The organism is Streptomyces krungchingensis, assembly GCF_054729265.1.
On sequence record NZ_JBPUKY010000001.1, the window covers coordinates 940635 to 963489 of the forward strand.

General features: G+C 71.5%; 18 protein-coding genes and 1 pseudogene. 12 read left to right on the forward strand and 7 right to left on the reverse strand.

Going from position 1 to position 22855, the window contains the following annotated elements; all coding sequences use genetic code 11:
- The 3 genes from ACSYGO_RS04385 (at window position 1) to ACSYGO_RS04395 (ending at window position 1780) form a co-directional block, all read left to right on the forward strand.
- Complete coding sequence (locus ACSYGO_RS04385; protein ID WP_426679956.1) at window positions 1–237, forward strand: DUF397 domain-containing protein; 237 nt, start codon at window positions 1–3, stop codon at window positions 235–237.
- A 197-nt stretch (window positions 238–434) separates the two neighbouring features.
- On the forward strand, window positions 435–935 hold the full coding sequence (locus ACSYGO_RS04390) for a hypothetical protein (RefSeq protein WP_426679955.1): 501 nt from the start codon (window positions 435–437) through the stop codon (window positions 933–935).
- A 35-nt stretch (window positions 936–970) separates the two neighbouring features.
- Window positions 971–1780, forward strand: a complete 810-nt coding sequence (locus ACSYGO_RS04395) for an SAM-dependent methyltransferase (RefSeq protein WP_435225383.1) — start codon at window positions 971–973, stop codon at window positions 1778–1780.
- Here the strand turns inward: ACSYGO_RS04395 and ACSYGO_RS04400 are convergent, their stop codons facing one another.
- Both ACSYGO_RS04400 and ACSYGO_RS04405 read right to left on the reverse strand, forming a co-directional pair.
- The gene (locus ACSYGO_RS04400; RefSeq protein WP_460385804.1) at window positions 1781–3175 is read right to left on the reverse strand and encodes an FAD-binding oxidoreductase; all 1395 of its coding nucleotides are present in this window, start codon (window positions 3173–3175) and stop codon (window positions 1781–1783) included.
- A 241-nt stretch (window positions 3176–3416) separates the two neighbouring features.
- Entirely contained in the window at window positions 3417–3932 is a 516-nt protein-coding gene (locus tag ACSYGO_RS04405; protein ID WP_432176036.1) for a pep a2, read from the reverse strand.
- A 305-nt stretch (window positions 3933–4237) separates the two neighbouring features.
- On the opposite strand from ACSYGO_RS04405, the pseudogene ACSYGO_RS04410 reads away from it, so the two are divergent.
- The 5 genes and pseudogenes from ACSYGO_RS04410 to glgB all read left to right on the forward strand — a co-directional run.
- Window positions 4238–4429, forward strand: a pseudogene (locus ACSYGO_RS04410) (DUF5133 domain-containing protein); the annotation flags it as partial.
- Between the two features lie 81 nt (window positions 4430–4510).
- The gene (locus ACSYGO_RS04415) at window positions 4511–6496 is read left to right on the forward strand and encodes an alpha-1,4-glucan--maltose-1-phosphate maltosyltransferase (RefSeq protein WP_460385805.1); all 1986 of its coding nucleotides are present in this window, start codon (window positions 4511–4513) and stop codon (window positions 6494–6496) included.
- Window positions 6493–8214 carry a maltose alpha-D-glucosyltransferase gene (gene treS, locus ACSYGO_RS04420; RefSeq protein WP_460385806.1) on the forward strand — a complete coding sequence of 574 codons (1722 nt, stop codon included), beginning with the start codon at window positions 6493–6495 and terminating at the stop codon, window positions 8212–8214. Before ACSYGO_RS04415 ends, treS begins: the two co-directional genes overlap by 4 nt.
- 53 nt (window positions 8215–8267) lie before the next feature.
- The gene (locus ACSYGO_RS04425; RefSeq protein ID WP_460385807.1) at window positions 8268–9647 is read left to right on the forward strand and encodes a maltokinase N-terminal cap-like domain-containing protein; all 1380 of its coding nucleotides are present in this window, start codon (window positions 8268–8270) and stop codon (window positions 9645–9647) included.
- Window positions 9644–11902: a 1,4-alpha-glucan branching enzyme gene (glgB, locus tag ACSYGO_RS04430; protein ID WP_460385808.1), complete on the forward strand. Its 2259-nt coding sequence runs from the start codon at window positions 9644–9646 to the stop codon at window positions 11900–11902. Before ACSYGO_RS04425 ends, glgB begins: the two co-directional genes overlap by 4 nt.
- Before the next feature lie 39 nt (window positions 11903–11941).
- Here the strand turns inward: glgB and ACSYGO_RS04435 are convergent, their stop codons facing one another.
- Window positions 11942–13366: a M1 family metallopeptidase gene (locus ACSYGO_RS04435; protein ID WP_460385809.1), complete on the reverse strand. Its 1425-nt coding sequence runs from the start codon at window positions 13364–13366 to the stop codon at window positions 11942–11944.
- 274 nt (window positions 13367–13640) lie between these two features.
- On the opposite strand from ACSYGO_RS04435, the gene ACSYGO_RS04440 reads away from it, so the two are divergent.
- Window positions 13641–14540: a Gfo/Idh/MocA family protein gene (locus tag ACSYGO_RS04440; protein WP_460385810.1), complete on the forward strand. Its 900-nt coding sequence runs from the start codon at window positions 13641–13643 to the stop codon at window positions 14538–14540.
- Window positions 14541–14696: 156 nt separating this feature from the next.
- Entirely contained in the window at window positions 14697–15680 is a 984-nt protein-coding gene (locus ACSYGO_RS04445; RefSeq protein ID WP_460385811.1) for an ATP-dependent DNA ligase, read from the forward strand.
- Between the two features lie 40 nt (window positions 15681–15720).
- Here ACSYGO_RS04445 and ACSYGO_RS04450 read toward each other — a convergent pair whose 3' ends face one another.
- The 4 genes from ACSYGO_RS04450 to ACSYGO_RS04465 all read right to left on the reverse strand — a co-directional run bounded on the left by ACSYGO_RS04450 (window position 15721) and on the right by ACSYGO_RS04465 (window position 19118).
- Window positions 15721–16089: a DUF6479 family protein gene (locus tag ACSYGO_RS04450; RefSeq protein ID WP_359504270.1), complete on the reverse strand. Its 369-nt coding sequence runs from the start codon at window positions 16087–16089 to the stop codon at window positions 15721–15723.
- 147 nt (window positions 16090–16236) lie between these two features.
- Window positions 16237–17055 carry a methyltransferase domain-containing protein gene (locus ACSYGO_RS04455; protein ID WP_426679316.1) on the reverse strand — a complete coding sequence of 273 codons (819 nt, stop codon included), beginning with the start codon at window positions 17053–17055 and terminating at the stop codon, window positions 16237–16239.
- Window positions 17056–17092: 37 nt separating this feature from the next.
- On the reverse strand, window positions 17093–18403 hold the full coding sequence (locus tag ACSYGO_RS04460) for an MFS transporter (protein ID WP_460385812.1): 1311 nt from the start codon (window positions 18401–18403) through the stop codon (window positions 17093–17095).
- A 103-nt stretch (window positions 18404–18506) separates the two neighbouring features.
- Window positions 18507–19118: a LysE/ArgO family amino acid transporter gene (locus tag ACSYGO_RS04465; RefSeq protein ID WP_426679318.1), complete on the reverse strand. Its 612-nt coding sequence runs from the start codon at window positions 19116–19118 to the stop codon at window positions 18507–18509.
- A gap of 66 nt (window positions 19119–19184) precedes the next feature.
- Between ACSYGO_RS04465 and ACSYGO_RS04470 the strand changes: the two genes are divergently transcribed.
- Entirely contained in the window at window positions 19185–20099 is a 915-nt protein-coding gene (locus ACSYGO_RS04470; protein WP_460385813.1) for a LysR family transcriptional regulator ArgP, read from the forward strand.
- A gap of 215 nt (window positions 20100–20314) precedes the next feature.
- Window positions 20315–22855: a SpoIIE family protein phosphatase gene (locus ACSYGO_RS04475; protein WP_460385814.1), complete on the forward strand. Its 2541-nt coding sequence runs from the start codon at window positions 20315–20317 to the stop codon at window positions 22853–22855.

Consider the following 22855-nt stretch of genomic DNA (forward strand, 5'->3'; position numbering starts at 1 on the left):
ATGGGATCCGTCCACAGCGGCATGTCCGCCGCCGAACTGGGAACCGAGGGCTGGGTCAAGCCCTGGAGCGGCACGAACGGCGGAAGCTGTGTCGAGGCCAAGCGGCTGCCGGACGGCAGCGTCGCCCTTCGTCAGTCCAAGGATCCCGAGGGGCCCGCGCTGGTGTACACCCGTGACGAGATGATCGCGTTCCTCCAGGGCGCCAAGTCCGGCCAGGCCGACTTCCTGATCGCCTGAGCCCCAGCACCGCACGGGGCCGCAACAGGCCCGTCGGGCCCGCGGCCCGCACGGAGTACGGCGTTCCGCACCGGCCCCGCACCACTACGCCCGCACAACCGGACAACCCGCACGCACACTCCCGGCGTGCGGGTTGTCGCCTTCACACTGGTGGCGTCGTTCGTCCGGGAGGGTGCAGGAGGGGAGTGGGTGCGGGGATGATCCTCCACCAGGCCCTCGCGCAGTGCCGGACGCTGGTCGTCGAGGGTCCCGACGGCATCGGCAGGAGCGGTCTGATCGCGGACCTGGCCCGGGAGGGATTCCTGATCCGCCGCTCGCGCGGACACCTCCACCATGTGGATCCCACCCAGCCGTACCGCGAACTCCTGGCCGCCCCGGGCCGGTTGGCCATCGACGGCAGCCTCGTCCATGAACTGGTCTACGGGCCGCTGCGCCGGGGGCGCTCGCGGGTCACATGGATCCAGGCGCTCGACTTCGCGGAGGCGGTGGCCGAACGCGACGGCGTCCTCCTGCACGTCACCGGCGAGGCCGACGACACCGAGGCGGTCGACGCGTACGAGCGGGCCCTGCGCACCCTGTCCCAGCACGTCCCCGTGATCACCCTCGACACCATGGACCCGGGCCACCCGGTCCGCGCCCCCGCACCTCCCTCCATCTCTCAACTCGGCTGTTGTACAAAGACGTTGACGATAAGTTGATGACCGACCGCGTGACGCACGGCAGGAGACTTCCCATGGCAGACGGCCAGTCCACCCCCGACCAAGAGGCGCTGTCCAAGATCGACACCACGGTGCCGCACTCCGCCCGGATCTGGAACTACTGGATGGGCGGCAAGGACAACTACGAGGTCGACCGGGTGGCGGGCGACGCCTACCGCGAAGTCGCCCCCAACATCGAGACGATGGCCCGCGCCTCGCGCGGCTATCTGATCCGCACGGTCACCTTCGTGGCCGAGGAGCTCGGCATCCGTCAGTTCCTCGACATCGGCACCGGCCTTCCCACGTACGACAACACGCACCAGGTCGCACAGCGCGTGGCGCCCGAGTCCCGCATCGTCTACGTCGACAACGACCCGTTGGTACTCCGGCACGCGCAGGCCCTGCTCACCAGCACGCCCGAGGGCGTCACCGACTACATCGACGCGGACCTGCACGAGCCCGAGAAGATCATCGAGACGGCGAGCCGCATCCTGGACTTCGACCGGCCCGTCGCCCTCATGCTCATGGGCATCCTGGGCCACATCCAGGACTACGAGGAGGCCAAGTCGATCGTCCGCCGGCTCCAGGCCGCCCTGCCCTCCGGCAGCTACTTCGTGCACTACGACAGCACGGACACCGACGCGGCGCTCAAGGAGGCCCAGCAGGGGTACGACGACACCGGCGCGATTCCGTACGTGCTGCGCAGCCCCGACCAGATCACGGCCTACTACGAGGGCCTCGAACTGATCGAGCCCGGCATCGTGTCGTGCCCGCTGTGGCGCCCGGAGCCGGGTACGTCGCCCGAGCCCACGGACGTCCACGGAGGCGTGGCCCGCAAGCCGTGATCAGGCCTGCGGCGGCTGGATGTTCTGGTTGAGGCGGAACAGGTTGCCCGGGTCGTACGCGGCCTTGACCTGGGCCAGCCGGGCGTAGTTGTCGCGATAGCTGGCCCGTACCCGATCCTGGCCCTCGTCCATCATCATGTTCACGTAGCCGCCGCCCGCGGAGTGCGGCTGCAAGGCGTCGGAGTAGTCGACGCTCCACTGCCTGACGAGGTCGGCGTTGGCCGGGTCGGGGTCCACACCCGCGTAGACGGCCGACCAGCCGGAGCTGCGGTAGCTCCACGCGGTGTCCGTCGGCGCATGGTCGTGCACGGCCCCGTCGATGGGGTACATGTGCATCGTCGACTTCCAGGTCGGCATCTCGGCACCGAACTTGGCGTGCAGGTCGATCGCCTCGGCGGGAAGCGCGTCGATGAAGCCCGCTCGCCAGTACCACTGGTCGCCGGGCGGGTAGACCCCGTCGAACGCGGACTGGAGCGCGGGGTGCGGCATCGGCGCCGGGCCGTGCAGCAGCGGTTCGGGGAGGGCGTCGAGGAGCGGCGCCATGTCCCGGGCCGCCGCGTCCGGGTCGTCGCCGATGCGGCACCACATGACGCCGCACACCTTGCGCAGGTGGAGTTCCTCCGGGAACGGCGGCGCGGGCGGCACCGAGGCGAACAGGAAGAAGCCGCCGAGTTCGCGGGGCGCGTGCGGGATGAAGTCCCGGTAGGCGGTGAGGACTTCGGCACCCATGTCGACGGGCCAGAAGGTGGGGCCGGCGACGACCGTGCTCACGTCGTGCAGCCCGAACAGGAACGAGGTGACGACTCCGAAGTTCCCGCCGCCCCCGCGGAGCGCCCAGTACAGGTCGGGGTTCTCGTCGGCGCTCGCGCGCACCTTCTCCCCGCTCGCCAGGACGACATCGGCGGCGAGGAGGCTGTCGATGGACAGCCCGCACTTGCGGGTGAGGTGTCCGAGTCCGCCGCCGAGCGTGATGCCGCCGACGCCCGTCGTGGAGATGATGCCGCTCGGCGCGGCGAGCCCGTGCTCGTGGGTGGCACGGTCGACCTCGCCGAGACGGCAGCCGCCGCCGACGCGTGCGGTACGAGCCCGCGGATCGACCTCGATGTCGTTCATCGGTGCGAGGTCGAGGACCACCCCGTCGTCGCACGTTCCCATTCCCGCGCCGTGATGGCCGCCGCCGCGCACCGCCAGGGGCAGGTCGTGGTCCCGGGCGAAGCCGATGACCAGGGCGACGTCCTCGGGAGTGGTGCAACGCGCCACCAGGGCGGGTCTGCGGTCGATCATCGCGTTGTAGACGGCGCGCGCCTCGTCGTACCCGGGATCGTCGGGACCGATCAACTCCCCCTGAAAGCCGGAGAGTTCCTGCCGCGCCGCCTGTGCCGGTGTAGTGGACATGTGCATCCCCCGTGTCTGGGGACCGGTTTCCGGGGCTCCAGGTCCGGGCCCCGGCTCCAGTTTCCCCCCATTGCGCGGCTCGTGCCTGTTCTGGTCCCCGGACACGGGGGACGCGCCGGGCCGACCTCGTCCACCGGGCCCGAACGGCCCGCCCGCCGCGGGGAACGCCGAACGCGTCGATCCATGCCGGATCGACGCGTTCGGCGTTCGGGTGGCCGGGCGGGCCGGCGCCGTCAGGGGATCACCCCAGGGCGGCGACCGCCTCGACCTGGTCCCGCGAGACCGACAGCGCGGGCTCCGGGAGCGGGACATGGCGGGGCGTCCGTCGAGCCTCCCGCAGACTCGGGGCGGGGGCCGGGGGGACCAGCGGGGCACGCTCGGCCGCCCGTGCCCTCCACGAGAACCAGATGATCTTCCCGCCGGCGCCTGTGGCGCAGCAGCCCCAGCCGTCGCTCAGCGCGGCGATCTGGGCAAGGCAGCCCTGTGGTGCCTTGTGCGGGCCGATGTCCTGACTGTTGTCCGAGACGGCGGTGATGAGGTGCTGACCGTTCCACCACATCTCGATGGTCGTGTTCTTGTCCGCGGCGTGCTCCTCGATCGTCCGGAGCAGCGCCTCGGCGCAGTGACAGACGGACTCGACGAGGATCTCCAGGTTCCAGTACCGGAGGTGCGCGGCCAGGATGCGTTTGACCTGTCCCACTCGTTCCGGGCTGACCTCTACGTCGAGGTGGTAGTAGCAGGGCACTGCAGGTTTCATCGTCGTTGGCTCCTCACCGGCGAAGCTCCCGCTTCTTCTCGCCCGGATGGGCCGAGCCCCGAACACGAAGCGTGAGCGGTGATCGCTTCTGAGTCAGTCTCAGAGTGAGAGCACTACTCCATTCGCGCAACTCGAGCGGGCGCCGAAATGTTGTTGAAGAGCCAACAAGACGCTGGGTGTCCATACAGGCACCATGAGTGAGGGCGTCGGTCTCCACGTGGGACCGGTGCCCCTGCGTGTACGGCCTTCACCCGCCAGCCAGGCAAGCCGTGCACGGTCCGATGAGTGGGAAGGTGACCGGCGTGATGCTGCTGCCTGCCAAACCCGAGGTCGCCAGGCATCTGGAGAGATACCGGGCCTGGGAACGCCTGCTGCTCGCCGCCCCCGCCGACCATGTGGTGCGGGGCAATTTCGAGAACACCGGCTACACCCTGTGCGTGCTGATGGGGAAGCGCTGCGCGCGGGAGGCCGCGGACGCGGCCGAGCACTACCTGCAGGACGTTCCCGCAGGAGTGTGAATCACACGATCGGGCCCAGATGGGGCGGAGGCGAAACCCAAGACGGCGGAGGCAGGACCCATGGACGCGAACACGCACACCGGCCGTATCCCCCTGGTGGATGTACGGCCGGTCGTCGACTGCGGCAGACGCCCCGCGAAGGCGGTCGCCGGTGAGACCTTCCGGATCACGGCGACCCTCTTCGGCGAGGGCCACGACTGCGTCGGCGCCAACGTCGTGCTGTGCGATCCCGCCGGGTCCCCCGGCCCGTGGACCCCGATGCGGGAACTGACCCCCGGCAGCGACCGCTGGGGCGCCGAGGTCACTCCGGCGGAGGCAGGTCACTGGTCCTATCGGGTGGAGGCCTGGAGCGATCCTGTGACCGCGTGGCGGCGCGCCGCCGAGATCAAGATCCCGGCCGGTATGGACACGGGGCTGGTCCTGGAGGAGGGCGCCGACCTGTACGAGCAGGCGGCCGCCGCGATGCCGGACGGAGCGGACCGGGACGCGGTGGCCGCCGCCGCGAACGCCCTGCGCGACGAGTCCCGTTCACCCGAGGCGCGGCTCGCCGGCGCGCTGACCGCGCGCGCCGACGCGGCCCTCGCGCAGCACCCGCTGCGGGAACGGCTCACCCATTCGGAGCCGTTGCCGCTGCTGGTGGAGCGTGAGCGCGCCCTGTACGGGTCCTGGTACGAGTTCTTCCCGCGGTCGGAGAGCGGCCGGTCGGATCCGGCCGTGCACGGCACCTTCCGTACGGCCGCCGAGCGGCTGCCCGCGATCGCGGCGATGGGTTTCGACGTCGTGTACCTCCCGCCGATCCACCCGATCGGCAGCACCTTCCGCAAGGGCCCGAACAACACGCTGTCCGCGGGCCCCGGCGACGTGGGGGTGCCCTGGGCGATCGGCTCGCCGGAGGGCGGGCACGACGCCGTGCACCCGGACCTGGGCACCATCGACGACTTCGACGCCTTCGTGCGCCGCGCCGGCCGGGAGGGTCTGGAGGTCGCGCTCGACTTCGCGCTGCAGTGCTCGCCCGACCATCCGTGGGTGCACAAGCACCCGGAGTGGTTCCACCACCGCCCCGACGGCACGATCGCGTACGCCGAGAACCCGCCGAAGAAGTACCAGGACATCTACCCGATCGCCTTCGACAAGGACATGCCGGGGCTGGTCGCCGAGACCGTGCGCGTCCTGCGGTACTGGATGGACCACGGCGTCCGGATCTTCCGCGTCGACAACCCGCACACCAAGCCGGTGGTGTTCTGGGAACAGGTCATCGCCGACATCAACCGCACGGACCCCGACGTGATCTTCCTGGCCGAGGCGTTCACCCGGCCGGCGGTCATGCACCGGCTCGCGGCGGTCGGTTTCCAGCAGTCGTACACGTACTTCACCTGGCGCACCACCAAGCAGGAGCTGACCGAGTACCTGACCGAGCTGTCGGGCGAGGCGGCGTCCTACATGCGGCCCAACTTCTTCGTGAACACCCCGGACATCCTGCCCGGTCACCTCCAGCACGGCGGGCGGCCCGCCTTCGAGGTGCGGGCCGTGCTCGCCGCGACGCTGTCGCCGTCCTGGGGGATGTACGCCGGGTACGAGCTCTGCGAGAACACCGCGGTCGGAGCGGGCAGTGAGGAGTACCTCGACTCCGAGAAGTACCAACTGCGGCCGCGCGACTGGGAGTCCGCCGAACGCGCGGGCAGGACCATCACTCCGCTGATCACCCGGCTGAACCGGATCAGGAGGCGTCACAAGGCCCTGCACGAACTGAGGAACCTCCACTTCCACGAGGCCGACAACGAAGCGGTCTTCGTGTACGGGAAGCGCACCCGGGAGGACGTGGTCGTGGTGGTGGTCAACCTCGATCCCCACCACACCCAGGAGGCCACGGTCTCGTTGGACATGCCGCGACTCGGCCTGGACCGGCACGAGACCGTGCCGGTGCGCGACGAGCTCACCGGCGAGACCTACCACTGGGGCAGGGCCAACTATGTGCGTCTGGGTCCGGGCGGCGCGCATGTGTTCTCCGTCGGCCCGGCAGCGCGGATCGGAGGGTCACCCGCATGATGGTCAACGAGCCCGTCCCGGACACGTTCGAGGACACTCCGGCCAAGGACCGCGACCCCGACTGGTTCAGACGCGCCGTCTTCTACGAGGTCCTGGTCCGCTCCTTCCAGGACAGCAACGGTGACGGTGTCGGCGACCTCAAGGGCCTGACCGCCAAACTCGACTACCTGCAATGGCTCGGCATCGACTGCCTGTGGCTGCCCCCGTTCTTCAAGTCACCCCTGCGCGACGGCGGCTACGACGTCTCCGACTACACCGCCGTCCTGCCCGAGTTCGGCGACCTCGCCGACTTCGTCGAGTTCGTCGACGCCGCCCACCAGCGCGGCATGCGCGTCATCATCGACTTCGTCATGAACCACACCAGCGACCAGCACCCGTGGTTCCAGGAGTCCCGCACCAACCCCGACGGCCCCTACGGCGACTACTACGTCTGGGCCGACGACGACAAGCAGTACCAGGACGCCCGCATCATCTTCGTCGACACCGAAGCCTCCAACTGGACCTTCGACCCCGTCCGCAAGCAGTACTACTGGCACCGCTTCTTCTCCCACCAACCCGACCTCAACTACGAGAACCCCCGGGTCCAGGAGGAGATCCTGGCGGCACTCCGCTTCTGGCTCGACCTCGGGATCGACGGGTTCCGGCTCGACGCGGTGCCGTACCTGTACCAGGTCGAAGGCACCAACTGCGAGAACCTGCCCGCCACCCATGCGTTCCTGAGGCGGGTGCGGGCCGAGATCGATGCCCTGTACCCGGACACGGTGCTGCTGGCGGAGGCGAACCAGTGGCCCGAGGACGTCGTCGACTACTTCGGCGACTTCCCCTCCGGTGGCGACGAGTGCCACATGGCCTTCCACTTCCCCGTCATGCCCCGCATCTTCATGGCCGTCCGCCGCGAGTCCCGCTACCCCGTCTCCGAGATCCTCGCCAAGACCCCCGCCATCCCCTCCAACTGCCAATGGGGCATCTTCCTGCGCAACCACGACGAGCTCACCCTCGAAATGGTCACCGACGAGGAACGCGACTACATGTACGCGGAATACGCCAAGGACCCGCGCATGCGCGCCAACATCGGCATCCGCCGCCGCCTGGCCCCCCTCCTCGACAACGACCGCAACCAGATCGAACTCTTCACCGCCCTGCTGCTCTCCCTGCCCGGCTCCCCGATCCTCTACTACGGCGACGAGATCGGCATGGGCGACAACATCTGGCTCGGCGACCGCGACGCCGTGCGCACCCCCATGCAATGGACCCCCGACCGCAACGCGGGCTTCTCCTCCTGCGACCCCGGCCGCCTCTTCCTCCCCACGATCATGGACCCCGTCTACGGCTACCAGGTCACCAACGTCGAGGCCTCCATGTCCTCGCCGTCCTCCCTGCTCCACTGGACCCGCCGCATGATCGAGATCCGCAAACAGAACAAGGCCTTCGGACTCGGCACCTACACCGAACTGCCCTCCTCCAACCCCGCCGTCCTCGCCTTCCTCCGCGAAGCCGACGACGACCTCGTCCTGTGCGTCCACAACTTCTCCCGCTTCGCCCAGCCCACCGAACTCGACCTGCGCGAGTTCAACGGACGCCACCCCGTCGAACTCATCGGCGGCGTGCGATTCCCGGCCATCGGAGAACTCCCCTACTTGCTCACCCTCGCCGGACACGGCTTCTACTGGTTCCGCCTCCGCCCCGGGATGGCCCCCGTCACCGCCAGGCGATCTTGAACGCCCGCCGCCGTGCCCCCACGGCCCGCCCGCCCAAGAAAGGACGTGTCGCCATGGCGAAGACCGCGCTGCACCGTCCGAGCGGCCAAGGTCCCGCTCCGCTGCTGACCTCGCTCGCCGGGCTGCTGCGTGAGTGGCTCCCCCGGCAGCGCTGGTTCGCGGGCAAGGGCAGGCCCGTCACGGATCTGACGCTGGTGTCGTCGACCGAGCTGTACCCGGGGTGCCTGCACCTGTTGGTCCGCACGGAGTTCCTCGACTCCCGCTCCCCCGGGGGTGCCGGCACTCCCCCGGCCGACGACTGCTACCAACTCCTGCTCGGGATACGGAAGGTGGTGCCGCCGCGGCTCGCCCATGCCGTCATCGGCCGGGCGAGCGCGGGCCCGCTCTCCGGCCTCATGGTGTACGACGCGCTGCACGACACCCGGGCCGCCGGACTGCTGCTGGAGCGCCTGCGCCGGCCCGGCACGGCGGGACCGCTGCGTTTCGAGCGCGACATACGGGTGACACTGCCGACCGGTCTCGCTCCCCGGCTGCTGGACGCCGAACAGTCCAACTCGTCCGTGGTGTACGGGGATTCGTTCATCCTGAAGGTGTTCCGCCGCATCCAGCCCGGCATCAACCCGGACCTGGAGGTGCCGCGTGCGCTGGCCCGGCAGGGCTGCACCCGGGTCCCCGCCCCCGCCGCGTGGTTCCGGACCTCGCAGCCGCAGGAGGCGACACTCGGCGTGCTCCAGCCGTTCCTGCCCGGGGCGACCGACGGCTGGAGCCTCGCCCTCGAATCCCTCGCCGCGGACCGCGATTTCACCGACGAGGCCTACGAACTGGGGCGCGCCACCGCCGAGGTGCACCTCGCCCTGGCCTCCGCCCTGCCCGTCGACGCGCCGAGCCCGCCCCGCAACAGACGTCTCGCGGAGGCGATGCGCGGACGACTCGACGCCGCCGTCCACTCGGTGCCCGAACTCCGGCCGTACGCGCCCGGACTGCGCTCCGCGTTCGACGCGCTCGCCTCCCTCGACTCGGGCGTACGGCCCGCGCAGCGGATCCACGGCGACCTCCACCTCGGCCAGGTGCTCCGGGCCGGGCAGCGATGGTCCGTCATCGACTTCGAGGGCGAACCGGCCCGTCCGCTCGCCGAGCGCCGCCGCCTCCAGTCCCCCGTTCGCGACGTCGCGGGAATGCTGCGATCCTTCGACTACGCCGCCCGGTCCCGCCAGCCCTGGCGGCCCGAGTGGGCGGAACGCTGCCGCGAGGCCTTCTGCGCGGGCTACGCCGCCGAGGCGGAGTGGGATCCCCGCGAGGAACCCGAGCTGCTCCGCGCCTACGAGACGGACCGAGCCGTGTACGAGGTGCTGTACGAGGCGCGACACCGCCCCGACTGGCTGCCCGTGCCGATGGCCGCGGTCGGCCGCCTCGCCTCTGCCGAGGTCCGATGACCAGTTGTCCCACCCGTTCCCCTTCCCCCGAGGAGGCTGAAGTCGTGACAGCCCGCATCGCACCGGCCGGCGTACGGCCGGCCGCTTCCGCCCCGATGGACGCGCCGGACCGCGCGCGTCTGCTGTCGGGTGCCCACCACGACCCGCACGCACTGCTGGGCGCGCATCTCGTCCCGGACGGCGTCGTGTTCCGGGCGCTGCGCCCGTTCGCGCAGTCCGTGGCCGTGGTGGTGGACGGGCTGCGCACCGAACTGGAGAACACGGGCGACGGGATCTTCTCGCGCGTGCTGCCGCTCGACGCGATCCCCGCCTACACACTGTCGGTGACGTACGACGGCACCCCGTTCGAGACGCAGGACCCCTACCGCTTCCTGCCCACGCTGGGCGAACTCGACCTGCACCTGATCAGCGAGGGCCGGCACGAGGAGCTGTGGCGGGCCCTCGGCGCGCACCCCATGACGGTCGACGGTGTGAGCGGTACCCGTTTCACCGTGTGGGCGCCGAACGCCCAGGGGGTCAGGGTCTGCGGCGACTTCTGCCACTGGGACACGAACGCCGGCTTCCCGATGCGGTCGCTCGGCTCCAGCGGGATCTGGGAGGTGTTCCTCCCCGGTATGGGCGAAGGCGCCCGGTACAAGTTCGACGTCACCCGCCCCGACGGGACCCGCACACTGCGCGCGGACCCGATGGCCCGGCGCACCGAGACACCCCCGGCCACGGCTTCCATCGTGACGGAGTCGGACTACGAGTGGAACGACGCCGAGTGGATGGCGGGGCGGGCGAAGTGCCCGGTGCACGTGGCGCCGTTCTCCGTGTACGAGGTGCACCTGCCGTCCTGGCGCGCGGGCCTCACCTACCGCGAGCTCGCCGAGCAGCTCCCCGCCTACATATCCGATCTGGGCTTCAGCCACGTCCAGTTCATGCCGCTCGCCGAGCACCCGTTCGGCGGATCGTGGGGCTACCAGGTGACCGGCTTCTACGCCCCCACCGCACGGCTGGGCACCCCCGACGACTTCAAGTACCTCGTCGACGCCCTGCACCGGGCCGGCATCGGCGTCCTGATGGACTGGGTGCCCGCGCACTTCCCCCGCGACGACTGGGCCCTCGCCGAATTCGACGGAACCGCGCTCTACGAGCACGCCGACCCACGGCGCGCCGCCCACCCCGACTGGGGCACCCTCGAGTTCGACTACGGGCGGCACGAGGTCCGCAACTTCCTCGTCGCCAACGCCGTCTACTGGTGCGAGGAGTTCCACATCGACGGCCTGCGCGTCGACGCGGTCGCCTCCATGCTCTACCTCGACTACTCCCGCGAACCCGGGCAGTGGGTCCCCAACGAGCACGGCGGACGCGAAGACCTCGACGCGGTCGCCTTCCTCCAGGAGATGAACGCCACCGTCTACCGCCGCAACCCCGGCGTCGTCACCATCGCCGAGGAGTCGACCGCCTGGGACGGCGTCACCCGGCCGACCTCCGACGGGGGTCTCGGGTTCGGGCTGAAGTGGAACATGGGCTGGATGCACGACTCGCTGGAGTACATCCAGCGCGAGCCGATCCACCGCAAGTACCACCACAACGAGATGACCTTCTCGATGGTGTACGCCTACAGCGAGAACTACGTCCTGCCCATCTCCCACGACGAGGTCGTCCACGGCAAGGGCTCACTGGTCTCCAAGATGCCCGGAGACTGGTGGCAGCAGCGGGCCACCGTGCGCGCCTACCTCGGCTTCATGTGGGCCCACCCCGGCAAGCAACTCCTCTTCATGGGGCAGGAGTTCGCCCAGGGTGCCGAATGGTCCGAGGCACACGGCCCCGACTGGTGGCTGCTCGATCCCGCCTATCCCGCCGAACCCGACCACCGCGGTGTCCGCGACCTCGTCCGCGAGCTCAACACGGTGCACCGGCGTGAACCCGCGCTCTGGCAGCGCGACACCGACCCCTCCGGGTTCAGCTGGATCACCGCCGACGCGGCGGACGACAACGTGTTCGCCTTCATCCGGTACGACGCCGACGGCACCCCCCTGCTCGCCGTCTCGCACTTCTCCCCCGCCGTGCGGCACGGCTACCGCATCGGCGTCCCCGAGGACATCCCTGCCTGGCAGGAAATCCTCAACACCGACCACGCCCGCTACGGCGGCAGCGGCATCCACACCTCCCACCCCGTCAAGACCGAGTCCGAGCCGTCACACGGACGTCCCACCAGCATCGAGCTGACCCTGCCGCCCCTCGCCACCGTCTGGCTCCGCCCCGCCTGAGAGCCGCCCCGCGGAGCGGAGCCGCGGTCGCGGCGAGGTTCACGACGAGGACGGCTTGCCCGCGGTCTCCAGCCAGGTGTGGAACAGGTGCCCGAGGTCCTTGCCGGACTCCCGCTCGCAGAGGCGGACGAACTGGGCCGTGGTGCCGTGACCGTCACGGTGCCCTGCGGCCCAGTTCCGCAGGATGCGGAAGAAGGCACGGTCACCGACGGCGGTGCGCACCTTGTGCAGGGTCATGGCGCCGCGCGCGTACACGGGCGTGTCGAAGAGGTGCGCGCCGCTGCCGGGGTCGCCGGGCGGGAACGCCCACAGATCGCTGCTCGCGGGACTGGCGTACAGGGAGTCGAACGTCTTCTGCGCGCTCCTGCCGCCGTGCTGCTCGGTGTAGAGCCACTCGGCGTACGTCGCGAAGCCCTCGTTGAGCCAGATGTCCTTCCACCGGGTGAGGGAGACCGAGTCCCCGAACCACTGGTGGGCGCTCTCGTGGACGAGGGTGCCCAGGTCGGGTGCGGAGTCGTACACGGGCCGCGTCTGGGTCTCCAGCGCGTAGCCGACCTGCGGTGCCCGGTCGACGATGGCGCCGGCGGCGCGGAACGGGTAGCGCCCGAACACCTCGCTCTCCCAGGCCAGTACCGAGGGCAGCTTCTTCAGGACCGGCGCGGCGGCGGTCGCCTCACGGGGGTCGACGGCGTTGTAGACCCTGAGCCCGTCGCGGGTGGTGTACTGCTCGACCTTGAACTTCCCGACGGTCGCCGTCGCCAGGTAGGCGGCCATCGGTTCGGACTGCCGCCAGCGGAAGGTGGTCCGGTCGTGGGTGGTGCGCTGCCCGCGCAGGAGGCCGTTCGCGACGGCGGTGTAGCCCTTCGGGACGGTGAGGGTGAAGTCGTACGACGCCTTGTCCGTGGGGTGGCTGTTCGCGGGGTACCAGGTCATGGCTCCCTGGGGTTCGCCGGCCACGAACGCGCCGTCGTCGGTGGGGATCCAGCCGTCGAGGGAGCCGTCGGGGTCGGTGACCGGTTTCGGTGTACCGGAGTAGGTGACGGTCACCTTGAACTCCTGCCCCTCGCACAGGGCGTGCCGGGGTGTGACGACGAGCTCCTGGCCGTCGCGGCGGAAGGCCGCCTTGGCGTGGTCGACGGTGACGCCGGTGACCTTCAGCCCCTTGAGGTCGAGGTCGAAGCGGGTCAGGCGCTGTGTCGCACGGGCGGTGACGACCGCCTTGCCGTCCAGGTGACGGCTGTGCGGGTCGTAGCCGAGGGTCAGGTCGTAGTGACGGACGTCGTAGCCGCCGTTGCCCGCGAGGGGAAAGTACGGATCTCCGGCTCCAGCCCGGCCGACGGTCCCCGCGGCCGCCGGTCCGGCCGCGGCGAGCAGGGCCGCCACGGCGACGGGGACGGTGGCGACAACGGCTTCCCGGCGAAGGACTGTTGAGCGTCTTGCGGCCTGCTGCGGGCGTGGCGTCACGTTCGCTCCTTCGGGTCGACGGTGATCACTCGCGCGCACAGCCTATGAGTCTCCTCGGCCGGTATCCCCCTCAATCAGGTCAAGTTACGGGCGGGTGCGGGGCCGGGGGATGCGGAGGTCGTGGCCCCGGCGACGGGGGGGGGCTCTGGCCGGATCGCGGGACGGCGTGGTGAAGTGTGCTCGTCAGGCGGTTCGACGGCCCTGGTCCTGACGGGGCGTCGGCTCGTCGGGACGCCCCGCACCCGCACCACACAGCACAGCAGAGGAGTTCCTCGTGACCGGAAACGCGCACGACTGGCCGCACGCACCCGTCTCGGTCGGGCTGGTCGGCGCGGGGCCATGGGCACGCATGGTCCACGCGCGCGTGCTCGCCGCCGGGCCCGAGACGCGGCTGGCCTCGGTGTGGGCCCGGCGCCCGGAGGCCGCGCGGGAGACGGCCGCACCCCACGGGGCCGCCGTCGCCGGGACGTTCGAGGAACTGCTCGACACCTGTGAGGCCGTCGCCTTCTCCGTTCCGCCCGACGTGCAGGCGGAACTGGCGCTGCGGGCGGCGAAGGCGGGCAAGGCCCTGCTGCTGGAGAAGCCCCTGGCCCTCGATCTGCCCGCGGCGCGCGAGCTCGTGGACGCCATCGACAGCGCCGGAGTCGTCTCCCAGCTCGTCCTGTCGAACCGCTATCACCCGGAGACCCGGCGGTTCCTGGCGGAGGCCCGCGAACTCGACGTCTCCGGGGCGAGGTCGTGCTGTGTGGGCGGTGCCTTCCTGGGCGGGGACTTCGCGACCCCGTGGCGCCTGGAACACGGGGCACTGCTGGACATCGGGCCGCACATCCTCGATCTGCTGGACGCGGCCCTCGGTCCCGTCCTGCGCGTGCGGGCCACCGGGGACCCCCGCCGGTGGGTCGAGCTCACCTGCGAGCACGAGGGGGGCGCGGTCAGCCAGGCCTCGCTGTCCGGTTCGGTCGAGGTCGAGCGCGGCATCATGCGGATCGAGCTGTTCGGCCGGCATCCCGAGCTGGTCCTGGACGGCTCGGCACTCGACCACGAGGAGTCCTGGCCCGTGCTGCGCCGCGAGTTCGCCACGGCCGTACGGACGGGACGGTCCGGCGAACTCGACGCGCACCGCGGGCTGCGACTGCAGACCCTGATGGCCCAGGCGCTGGAGGAGGGCCGGTAGCGGAGGCCGTCGGCACGGTCGCCGTCGGCACGGCCGGGCCGGCGGCACCGTACGAAGTAGGGACCGGCGGGCAAGGGGGACGGAGGAGGGCCGCCGTTCAGGCGAAACGGCCGCCGCCCGAGCGTGCGCCGCGCGAGGCCTGTCGAGAACACAGCTGTGAGACTGCCGCTGATCGCTCCCATGCTCGCCACGCCCGGCACGCTCCCGCCCAGGGGCCAGGACATGCGCTGGGCGTACGAGACGAAGCAGGACGGCCAGCGCGCCGTGGTCTATCTGCCCGGGGACGGCAGTCTGGTGCTGCGTGCCCGGTCCGGTGAGGACATCACCGCCGCGTACCCGGAGCTGCGTCCGCTGGGTGACGCTCTGGGGAGAACACCGGCGATCCTGGACGGCGAGATCCTCGTCCTGGACGAGCGCGGGCGTGGCGACTTCCAGCTGCTCCAGTCCCGCATGGGGCTCGCCGGATCACCGGGCAAGGCGGCTCGTCGTGCCGCGCAGGCCCCCGCGCACCTCGTGCTGTTCGACGTCATGCACCTCGCAGGGGACCTGACCCGACTGCGCTACGGGCGACGGCGCGAGGAACTGGACGGGCTCGCTCTCGCCGGACCGTTCTGGTCGACCCCGGTCGCGCTCGTCGGCCACGGCGAGGCGGCCCTGCGGGCCACTCGGGAGAACGGTCTGGAGGGGCTGGTGTGCAAGCGGCTGGACTCCGTGTACGAGCCCGGGGTGCGCTCACGCTCCTGGATCAAGATCCGCAACATGAGGACCGAGGACGTCCTCGTCGGCGGCTGGGCACCGGGCAAGGGGCGGCTGGCCGGGCTTCCGGGCGCCGTGCTGGTGGGACAGCGCGACGCGGAGGGCGTGTTGCACTACGTGGGGAGCGTGGGGACCGGCTGGAACGAGACGGAGCGCGCCGAGCTGGCCCGGCTGCTGCGGGCCGCCGCGACGGACCGCTGCCCCTTCACCCCGGTGCCGAGGGTGACCGGGGCGCACTGGGTGCTGCCACGGCTGGTGGGCGAGGTCCGCTACAGCACCCGCACCCGGGCCGGTCTGCTGCGGCAGCCGTCCTGGCTGCGGCTGCGCCCCGACCTGGCCCCGGAGGACTCGGCGGCCGACCTCCCCCACGACAGACGGACATGACCGCCCGACGGGGCGGTCATGTCCGCTGCGCGCGGCCCGTTCAGGTCCTGCCGGGGCCGCCGCTTCCGAAGGAACCGCTGGATCCGGGAACCCAGCGTTTGCGATGCTGATCGTCGGCGTGTTTGCTGCCCGCGGCGTGGAGGTTGTACGGCATCAGCCGTTCGCTCTCGTCCACGGCGTGCGGGACCTCGTCGGGTTCCCGCATCTCCCGGATCTCGTGGATCGCCCCCTCGGCGGGCAGCTTGGGCTGCTCCTCGGGGGTGGGCGGGTCCAGCTCCTCGCGCCGCACGCTGATGCCCATCCGGACGGCCCAGACGAGCGCACCTGCGATGACGAGACCACCGACGAAGGCGGCGATCGCGTTCACCGCGGAGCTGGCTGCGATCACTTCATAGGTCGCGGTGTTCATGTTGCTCGTGTACCCCCAATGCCAGGGGAAACTGCGGTACCTCCGTCAGCGACGACGGCCATACCATTGTATTCCGCTTTGATTCGGACGATATGCCCATTCAAACCGGACGTGGTGACCACCGCTCGCTCCGGTACGCCGACCGGGTCACCCGGGGCGGTGCGCCACCGCCCCGAACATGGTCACGGACATGTGCAGCGCCCCCTGTGCGGCAGCCTCGGTGAGGTCCTCGTAGAGGCGGTCGCGCTGCGCCTCGGTGACGAGGCCGCGGCGTACGGCGGACTCGCCCAGCATGCGGATCAGCGGCCAGGCGACCGTGGTGTGGTCCTGGAGCAGTGCCTGCGAACCCCGGTCGTCGACCACCAGTCCCGCCGCCGCCAGCCGGCCCACGAGCTTGCGTCCCGAGTACGGGTCGGCCGCCGCCGAGAGCGCGCCGGAGGTGACGGCCGCGACGGTCTCCGGGTCCCCCGGGTGCAGGATCGTGGTCGCCCAGTCGGTGTCGAGCAGGGCCACCCGCCCGCCGGGGCGCAGGACGCGGGCGATCTCGACGACGGCCTTCTCCGGTTCGAGGAGGTGCTGGAGCACGCGCTCGCACCACACCACGTCGATCGAGCCGTCGGGCACGGGCAGGGAGAGCGCGTCGCCGTCCATGAAGCGGGCCCGGCCGCCCGGTTCCGTGCGCTGCTCGGCCACGGCGCGCAGCCCCGGGTTGGGCTCGATGCCGAGAGCCGCGCCGCCGGGCGCCGCGGCGGCCGCTAGGTGCCGGGTCTGCGAACCGGTGCCGGAGCCGATGTCGAGCGCCCGCTCCCCCGGCCGTACGTCCAGTGCCGTGTGCGCCCAGGCGCGCAGTCGGCGGACGCCGTCATTGGCGTCCTGCGCGTCGAGCGCCCCCACCAGCCGGTCGACGCCCGTCGAGGCACCGCTGTTCGGCGCGTGGAACTGCGATGTAGGTCGTGTCGCCCCCATGGCGATCACTCTAGAGCCACCCCGGCCCGCTGTGGCGTCAGATCGTGTAACGCCTCAGGGCGGGGGTCACGGCTGCCAGGCCCAGTACGGCGGCGATCACCAGCAGGCCGCCGCCCGCGACCGCGGCGCGCGGTCCGAAGAGCGAGCCGACCGTGCCGTGCAGGACGTCGGCCAGGCGCGGCCCGCCGACGACGACGACCGTGAAGACGCCCTGCATCCGCCCGCGCATCTCGTCGGTCGCGGCGGACAGCAGGATCGCGCCGCGGAACACCATGGAGACCATGTCGGCGACCCCGGCCGCGGCGAGGAAGGCCACCGCCACCCACAGACTGGTGCTGAGTCCGAACCCGGTGACGGCGGCTCCCCAGGCCGCGACCGCGACGATGACCATGAGGCCGTGCCGCCGGGCCCGGGAGAAGGTGCCCGACATCAGGCCCCCGATCACGGCGCCGATGGGGATCGCCGCGAACAGCAGGCCGAGCGCGAGCCCTTCGCCGTACGGCGCGTAGGTCTGCGCGGCGAGTTCCGGGAACAGCGCGCGGGGCATGCCGAAGACCATGGCGATGATGTCGGCGAGGAAGGACAGCAGCAGCACCTTGTGGACGGAGATGTAGCGGAACCCGGCGGCGACCTCGCGCCATCCCGCCCGCCTGGACGGCCCGTCGGTCAGGGGCGGCAGGGCGGGCAGTCGCGCCACGGCCCACACGGTGACGCACAGGGCGAGGGCGTCGATCAGGTAGAGCTCGGGCAGGCCGATGACGGGGATGAGCGCGCCGGCGAGCAGCGGCCCGGCCACCAGGCCGGTCTGCATGACGGTGGAGCCGAGCGCGTTGGCCGCGGGCAGTTCCTCCGCCGGGACCAGCCGGGCGATGGAGGCGTTGCGCGCCGGGGAGTTCAGGCCGAAGAACGCCTGCTGGAGGGCGAGCAGCACCATCAGGACGAGTACGGAGTCGAGTCCGCCGACCGCCTGCGCCCAGAACAGCAGTGAGGTGACGGCTATGCCGGTGTTGGTGACGAGCAGGAGCTTGCGCCGGTCCATGCTGTCCGCGATGGCGCCGCCCCACAGCGCGAAGACCACCAGCGGCAGCAGTCCGGCGAGGCTGGCGTAGCCAACCCAGGCCGAGGAGCCGGTGATGTCGTAGATCTGCTTGGGCACGGCGACCGCGGTGAGCTGGCTGCCGACCGCCGTGACGATGGTCGAGGACCACAGCCGACGGTAGGCGGGGCGGCGCAGCGGCCGGGTGTCCATGGTCCACCGGCGCCACCCGTTCCGGTTCGGCGGCTGTGTCCCGGGGGCCTCGTCGTGTGTCCCGGGGCCGCTGTCCTTGCTGCTTTCGCTCGTGTCCACACTCGTCCTGATTGCTCGATACATCTTTCGCTTCAGGGATCACTATGACCGAGCGGGAACGGTTCGTGTCCTCCGGGGGACGCAACGTTCACAGAGCCGGACCTCACGCCCCGGCGATCAGGAGGCCACCGGTGGCGATCATCGTCGTGGCGACCAGACCGTCCAGCACACGCCACGACGCGGGCCGGGCCAGCCACCGGCCGAGCAGCCGGGCGCCGAAGCCGAGCGCGACGAACCAGCACAGGCTCGCCGTCGCCGCGCCCAGCCCGAACGTCCAGCGCAGCGGCCCGCGGTCGGCCGCGACGGAGCCGAGCAGGAACACGGTGTCGAGGTAGACGTGCGGGTTGAGCCAGGTCAGCGCCAGGCAGGTGAGCACGGCACGCCGTCGTGAGTCCGCCGGCGCGGCCGACGGCTGCAGCGCCGAGGGCCGCAGGGCCCTGCGTGCGGCGAGGAACCCGTACACGAGGAGGAAGCCGCCGCCGATCAGCCCGACCGCGGTGAGCGCGGCGGGCCATGCCACGACCACCGCGCCGACGCCTCCGACGCCCAGGGCGATGAGGACGGCATCCGACAGCGCGCAGATGGCCACCACGGCGAGGACCGCGTCGCGGCGGATGCCCTGGCGCAGGACGAAGGCGTTCTGCGCGCCGATGGCGACGATGAGCGAGAGACCGGTGCAGAAGCCCGCGGTCGCGGCGGTGAGAGCGGCTGTCATGCCGTCGACGTTATGGAGCACATCGCCGGGAGTACAGCTAAAGATTCTTACGTATCATTAGCGCTCGTGATGACAGATCTGCCCGTGGACCAGGTGCGCACGCTGCTCGCCGTGGTCGACGAGGGCACCTTCGACGCGGCGGCCCTGGCGCTCCATGTGACTCCGTCGGCGGTCAGCCAGCGCGTCAAGGCGCTCGAACAACGCACCGGCCGGGTGCTGCTGATGCGGACGAAGCCGGTGCGGCCCACGGAGTCCGGCGAGGTCGTCGTGCGTTTCGCGCGTCAGCTCGCCCGGCTGGAACGCGACGCGCACGCGGCGCTCGGCATGGCCGGCCCCGGGGAGCCCACGCGTGTGTCCATCGCGGTGAACTCCGACTCGCTGGCCACCTGGTTCCTCCCGGCGCTCACCCGGGTCCCCGAGGACCTCCGTCTCTGCTTCGAGCTGCGCCGCGAGGACCAGGACCACACCGCCGCACTGCTGCGCGAGGGGCTGGTCATGGCGGCCGTGACCTCCTCGTCGGACCCCGTGACGGGCTGTTCCGTGCGGGCCCTGGGCCGGATGCGCTATCTGCCGGTCGCGAGCCCCGGCCTCGCCGCACGGTGGCTGAGGGCGGAGACGCCGCTGCGCGACGTGATCGCCGACATGCCCCTGGTGGTGTTCGACCGCAACGACGGCCTCCAGGACGAGTTCGTGCGTGCCCTGCGAGGCGGCGGCGCCGCGAGCGCGCTGCGGCACTTCATGCCCACGTCGGAAGGGTTCGTGGACGCCGTCGTGGCCGGCATGGGCTGGGGCATGGTGCCCGAGGCGCAGGCCGGACCACTGCTGCGTGCCGGGCGACTGGTCCGGCTGGCGCCACGCCGGATCGTCGACGTCCCCCTGTACTGGCAGCAGTGGAAGCTGGACTCCCCCGCGCTGGCGTCGGTGGCCGATGCTGTCGCGGCCGTCGCGGCCGAGACCCTCGTCACGCGGGACGGCTCCTGAATCACCGCGGAACGGTTCCTGAAGCACAAGGTGCCGGACGGCTCCTGAACATCCCGGTGAGCCTGTATGTTCGCGCTGGGCACGGCCGGGCGCGTCCCTGATCGAGGGTGCCGCACGGCCCTGTCCCGGTACGGGCGCCGAGGTGCGGTCAGGGGCCTCGAAGGCGCATTCTTGCTGTGGTACCCCCCTGACGGTGGGCGGACGAGGGCAGACCGATGACTGGGAGCGCCGAGCGTGAGGTCCAGGCGCTGGAGAGCCTGGATGCCCTGCTCAGCGGGGCCGTGACGGATGCGATCCGTGCGGCTCGCGGCTTCGCGGGGGGCGTCTATCTGCGTTCGAGCACGCCGGGCCTGCTGCGGCTCGCCGTGCTCGCGGGTCTGCCGGGACCGCTGTTCCGGCCCTGGTGGCGCATGGACGTGCACCGGCCCTTCCCCGTCGCGGACGCCCACCGGCTCGGTGTGGAGGTCCTCCTGACGGACGCGACCGAGACCATGCGCCGCTATCCACAGCTCGCGGCGGGCCTGCCGTTCCCGTTCGGTTCGCTGTACGTCCCGGTGGTGGGGGCCTCGACGTCGTACGGCGTGCTCACGGTGCTGCGGCCGTCGGCCTCGGACGCCACCGAGGTGCTGCCGGACCGGGACCGGATGACGGCGGTGGCGGAGGAACTGGGCGCGGCGCTGGCCGCGTTGGACAAGGACGGGCCCGGCGTCCGGTGGGACGGGGAGCCGATGTGCACGCGGCCCCCGGCCGACGGTCCCACGGCGCGCTGCGTCGGGCGGTTCACGTGGGACCCGGGCGACGGCGGCGTCATCGCGGACGACGGTCTGTGGGCCCTGCTCGGCAGCGACCACGCGGGATTCACCGGAACGCTGGAGGCCCTCGCCGCGGCCGTCGCCCCCGACGAACCCCTCCTGTTCATGGCCGCCCTGCGCGAGACCGCGGCCGGGCACCCGCCGCACCACCCGATACCGCTGTGCACCGCGAGCGGCGAGGTGCGGGTGGTGGAGCTGTGGACGTCTGGTCCGGGCCTGCTCCCGCCCTACCGGGTGAGCGGCGTGGTCGTCGAACCGGGCCCGGGCCCGGCGGCGGACCAGGCGGCGGACCTGCTGCCGGAGGCCGTCTTCGCGCTCGACCGGCTCGGGCTCATCATCTACGCCAACGAACGCGCGGCCGAGCTGCTCGGGCGTCCGCGGACGGAACTGCTCGGACGGTCCCTGTGGCAGGCGGTGCCATGGCTGGACCGCCCCGTGTACGAGGACCATCTGCGCGGGGCGCTGCTGTCACCGGACCCGGTGCAGTTCCAGGTGCGGATCCCGCACGGGCGCCGCGAAGGCACGCCGGGACGCGGCGGAGGCGCCTGGCTGACACTCTCCGTGTTCCCCGGCCCGGCCAGCCTCACCTGCCGGCTCGTGCCGGTGGGGCGGGTCGCCGAGACCGCGGAGGCCGCCCCACTCGACCCGGCCTCCGTGACGGCAGGCCGGGACACGGACGAGGAGCCGAGCAGCGGCGTCCCGACGACGGCGCCGCTGTACCGGCCGATCGTCCTCGCCATCGCGCTGACCGAGGCCGTGACGGCCCGCCAGGTGTCCGAGGTGGTGATGCGGGAGCTGCTGCCCGCCTTCGGCGGCCGTCGTCTCGCCATCTATCTCCTCCAGGAACGGCGTCTGTACCTGGCCTGGGAGACGGGCTTCCCGCAGGGGTTCCTCGCCCCGTTCGACGGGGTGGGTCTGGACGCGAAACTGCCCGGCGTGGAGACCCTCACCCACGGCCGTGCCCTCTTCTTCGAGTCGATGGAGCAACTGGCCGCGACCTATCCGGGCATCCCGCTGGACGCCGCGGAGGGGGCGCGCGCGTTTCTGCCGCTGATCGCCTCGGGACGCCCGGTGGGTTCGTGCATCCTCGGCTTCGACCGTTCCCGCAGCTTCGGCGTGGAGGAGCGTACGGTGCTGACCGCGCTCGCCGGGCTGATCGCGCAGGCTCTGGAGCGGGCGCGGCGCTACGACAACGAAGCCGCCCTGGCACGCGGGCTCCAGGAGGCCCTGCTGCCGCACCGGCTGTCGGCGCATCCCCTGGTGGAGACGTCCGGCCGGTATCTGCCCGGCACCGTGGGCATGGACGTGGGCGGCGACTGGTACGACGTCGTCGAGGCGGGCGACGGACTCGCCCTGGTCATCGGTGACGTGCAGGGGCACGGTGTGCAGGCAGCAGCCACCATGGGGCAACTGCGCAGCGCGGTCCGGGCGTTCGCGCTCGGCGACCGGTCGCCGGACGAGGTGATGAGCGGTACCAACCGGCTGCTCATCGACCTCGACCCGGGCCAGTTCGCCAGTTGCTGCTATGTGCGGGTGGATCCGGTGACGGGCCTCGCCCGTGCCGCCCGGGCAGGCCATCCGCCGCCGCTGCTGCGTCATCCCGACGGGCGCACCGAGGTGCTGGACCTGCCCGGTGGTGTGGTGCTCGGGGTGGACCCGCGGGCCCGCTACCCGGTGACGGAGCTGCGGCTGCAGCCCGAGGCGGTGCTCGCCCTGTACACCGACGGGCTGGTCGAGCGGCCCGGCACGGACATCGACGACGGCATCGAGGCGCTGTGCACGATCCTGTCCCGCGCGGGCACACCGCACGGAAAGCCGGGTGGTTCCTCCCTCTCCGGGGCCGCCGACCTGCTCACCGCACCCGCCCGGCAGGCCACCGAGCGCCCCGACGACATCGCGCTGCTCCTCACCACGCTCAGGTCCCCGGACTGCGGGCCCCGATAG

Coding starts and splice junctions, on each gene's coding strand:
- ACSYGO_RS04385 (WP_426679956.1), top strand. CDS start 1: ATGGGATCCGTCCACAGCGGCATGTCCGCCGCCGAACTGGGAACCGAG.
- ACSYGO_RS04465 (WP_426679318.1), bottom strand. CDS start 19,118: ATGACAGCCGCTCTCACCGCCGCGACCGCGGGCTTCTGCACCGGTCTC.
- ACSYGO_RS04455 (WP_426679316.1), bottom strand. CDS start 17,055: ATGGGGGCGACACGACCTACATCGCAGTTCCACGCGCCGAACAGCGGT.
- ACSYGO_RS04405 (WP_432176036.1), bottom strand. CDS start 3,932: ATGAAACCTGCAGTGCCCTGCTACTACCACCTCGACGTAGAGGTCAGC.
- ACSYGO_RS04390 (WP_426679955.1), top strand. CDS start 435: ATGATCCTCCACCAGGCCCTCGCGCAGTGCCGGACGCTGGTCGTCGAG.
- glgB (WP_460385808.1), top strand. CDS start 9,644: ATGACCAGTTGTCCCACCCGTTCCCCTTCCCCCGAGGAGGCTGAAGTC.
- ACSYGO_RS04450 (WP_359504270.1), bottom strand. CDS start 16,089: ATGAACACCGCGACCTATGAAGTGATCGCAGCCAGCTCCGCGGTGAAC.
- ACSYGO_RS04395 (WP_435225383.1), top strand. CDS start 971: ATGGCAGACGGCCAGTCCACCCCCGACCAAGAGGCGCTGTCCAAGATC.
- treS (WP_460385806.1), top strand. CDS start 6,493: ATGATGGTCAACGAGCCCGTCCCGGACACGTTCGAGGACACTCCGGCC.
- ACSYGO_RS04475 (WP_460385814.1), top strand. CDS start 20,315: ATGACTGGGAGCGCCGAGCGTGAGGTCCAGGCGCTGGAGAGCCTGGAT.
- ACSYGO_RS04425 (WP_460385807.1), top strand. CDS start 8,268: ATGGCGAAGACCGCGCTGCACCGTCCGAGCGGCCAAGGTCCCGCTCCG.
- ACSYGO_RS04415 (WP_460385805.1), top strand. CDS start 4,511: ATGGACGCGAACACGCACACCGGCCGTATCCCCCTGGTGGATGTACGG.
- ACSYGO_RS04400 (WP_460385804.1), bottom strand. CDS start 3,175: ATGTCCACTACACCGGCACAGGCGGCGCGGCAGGAACTCTCCGGCTTT.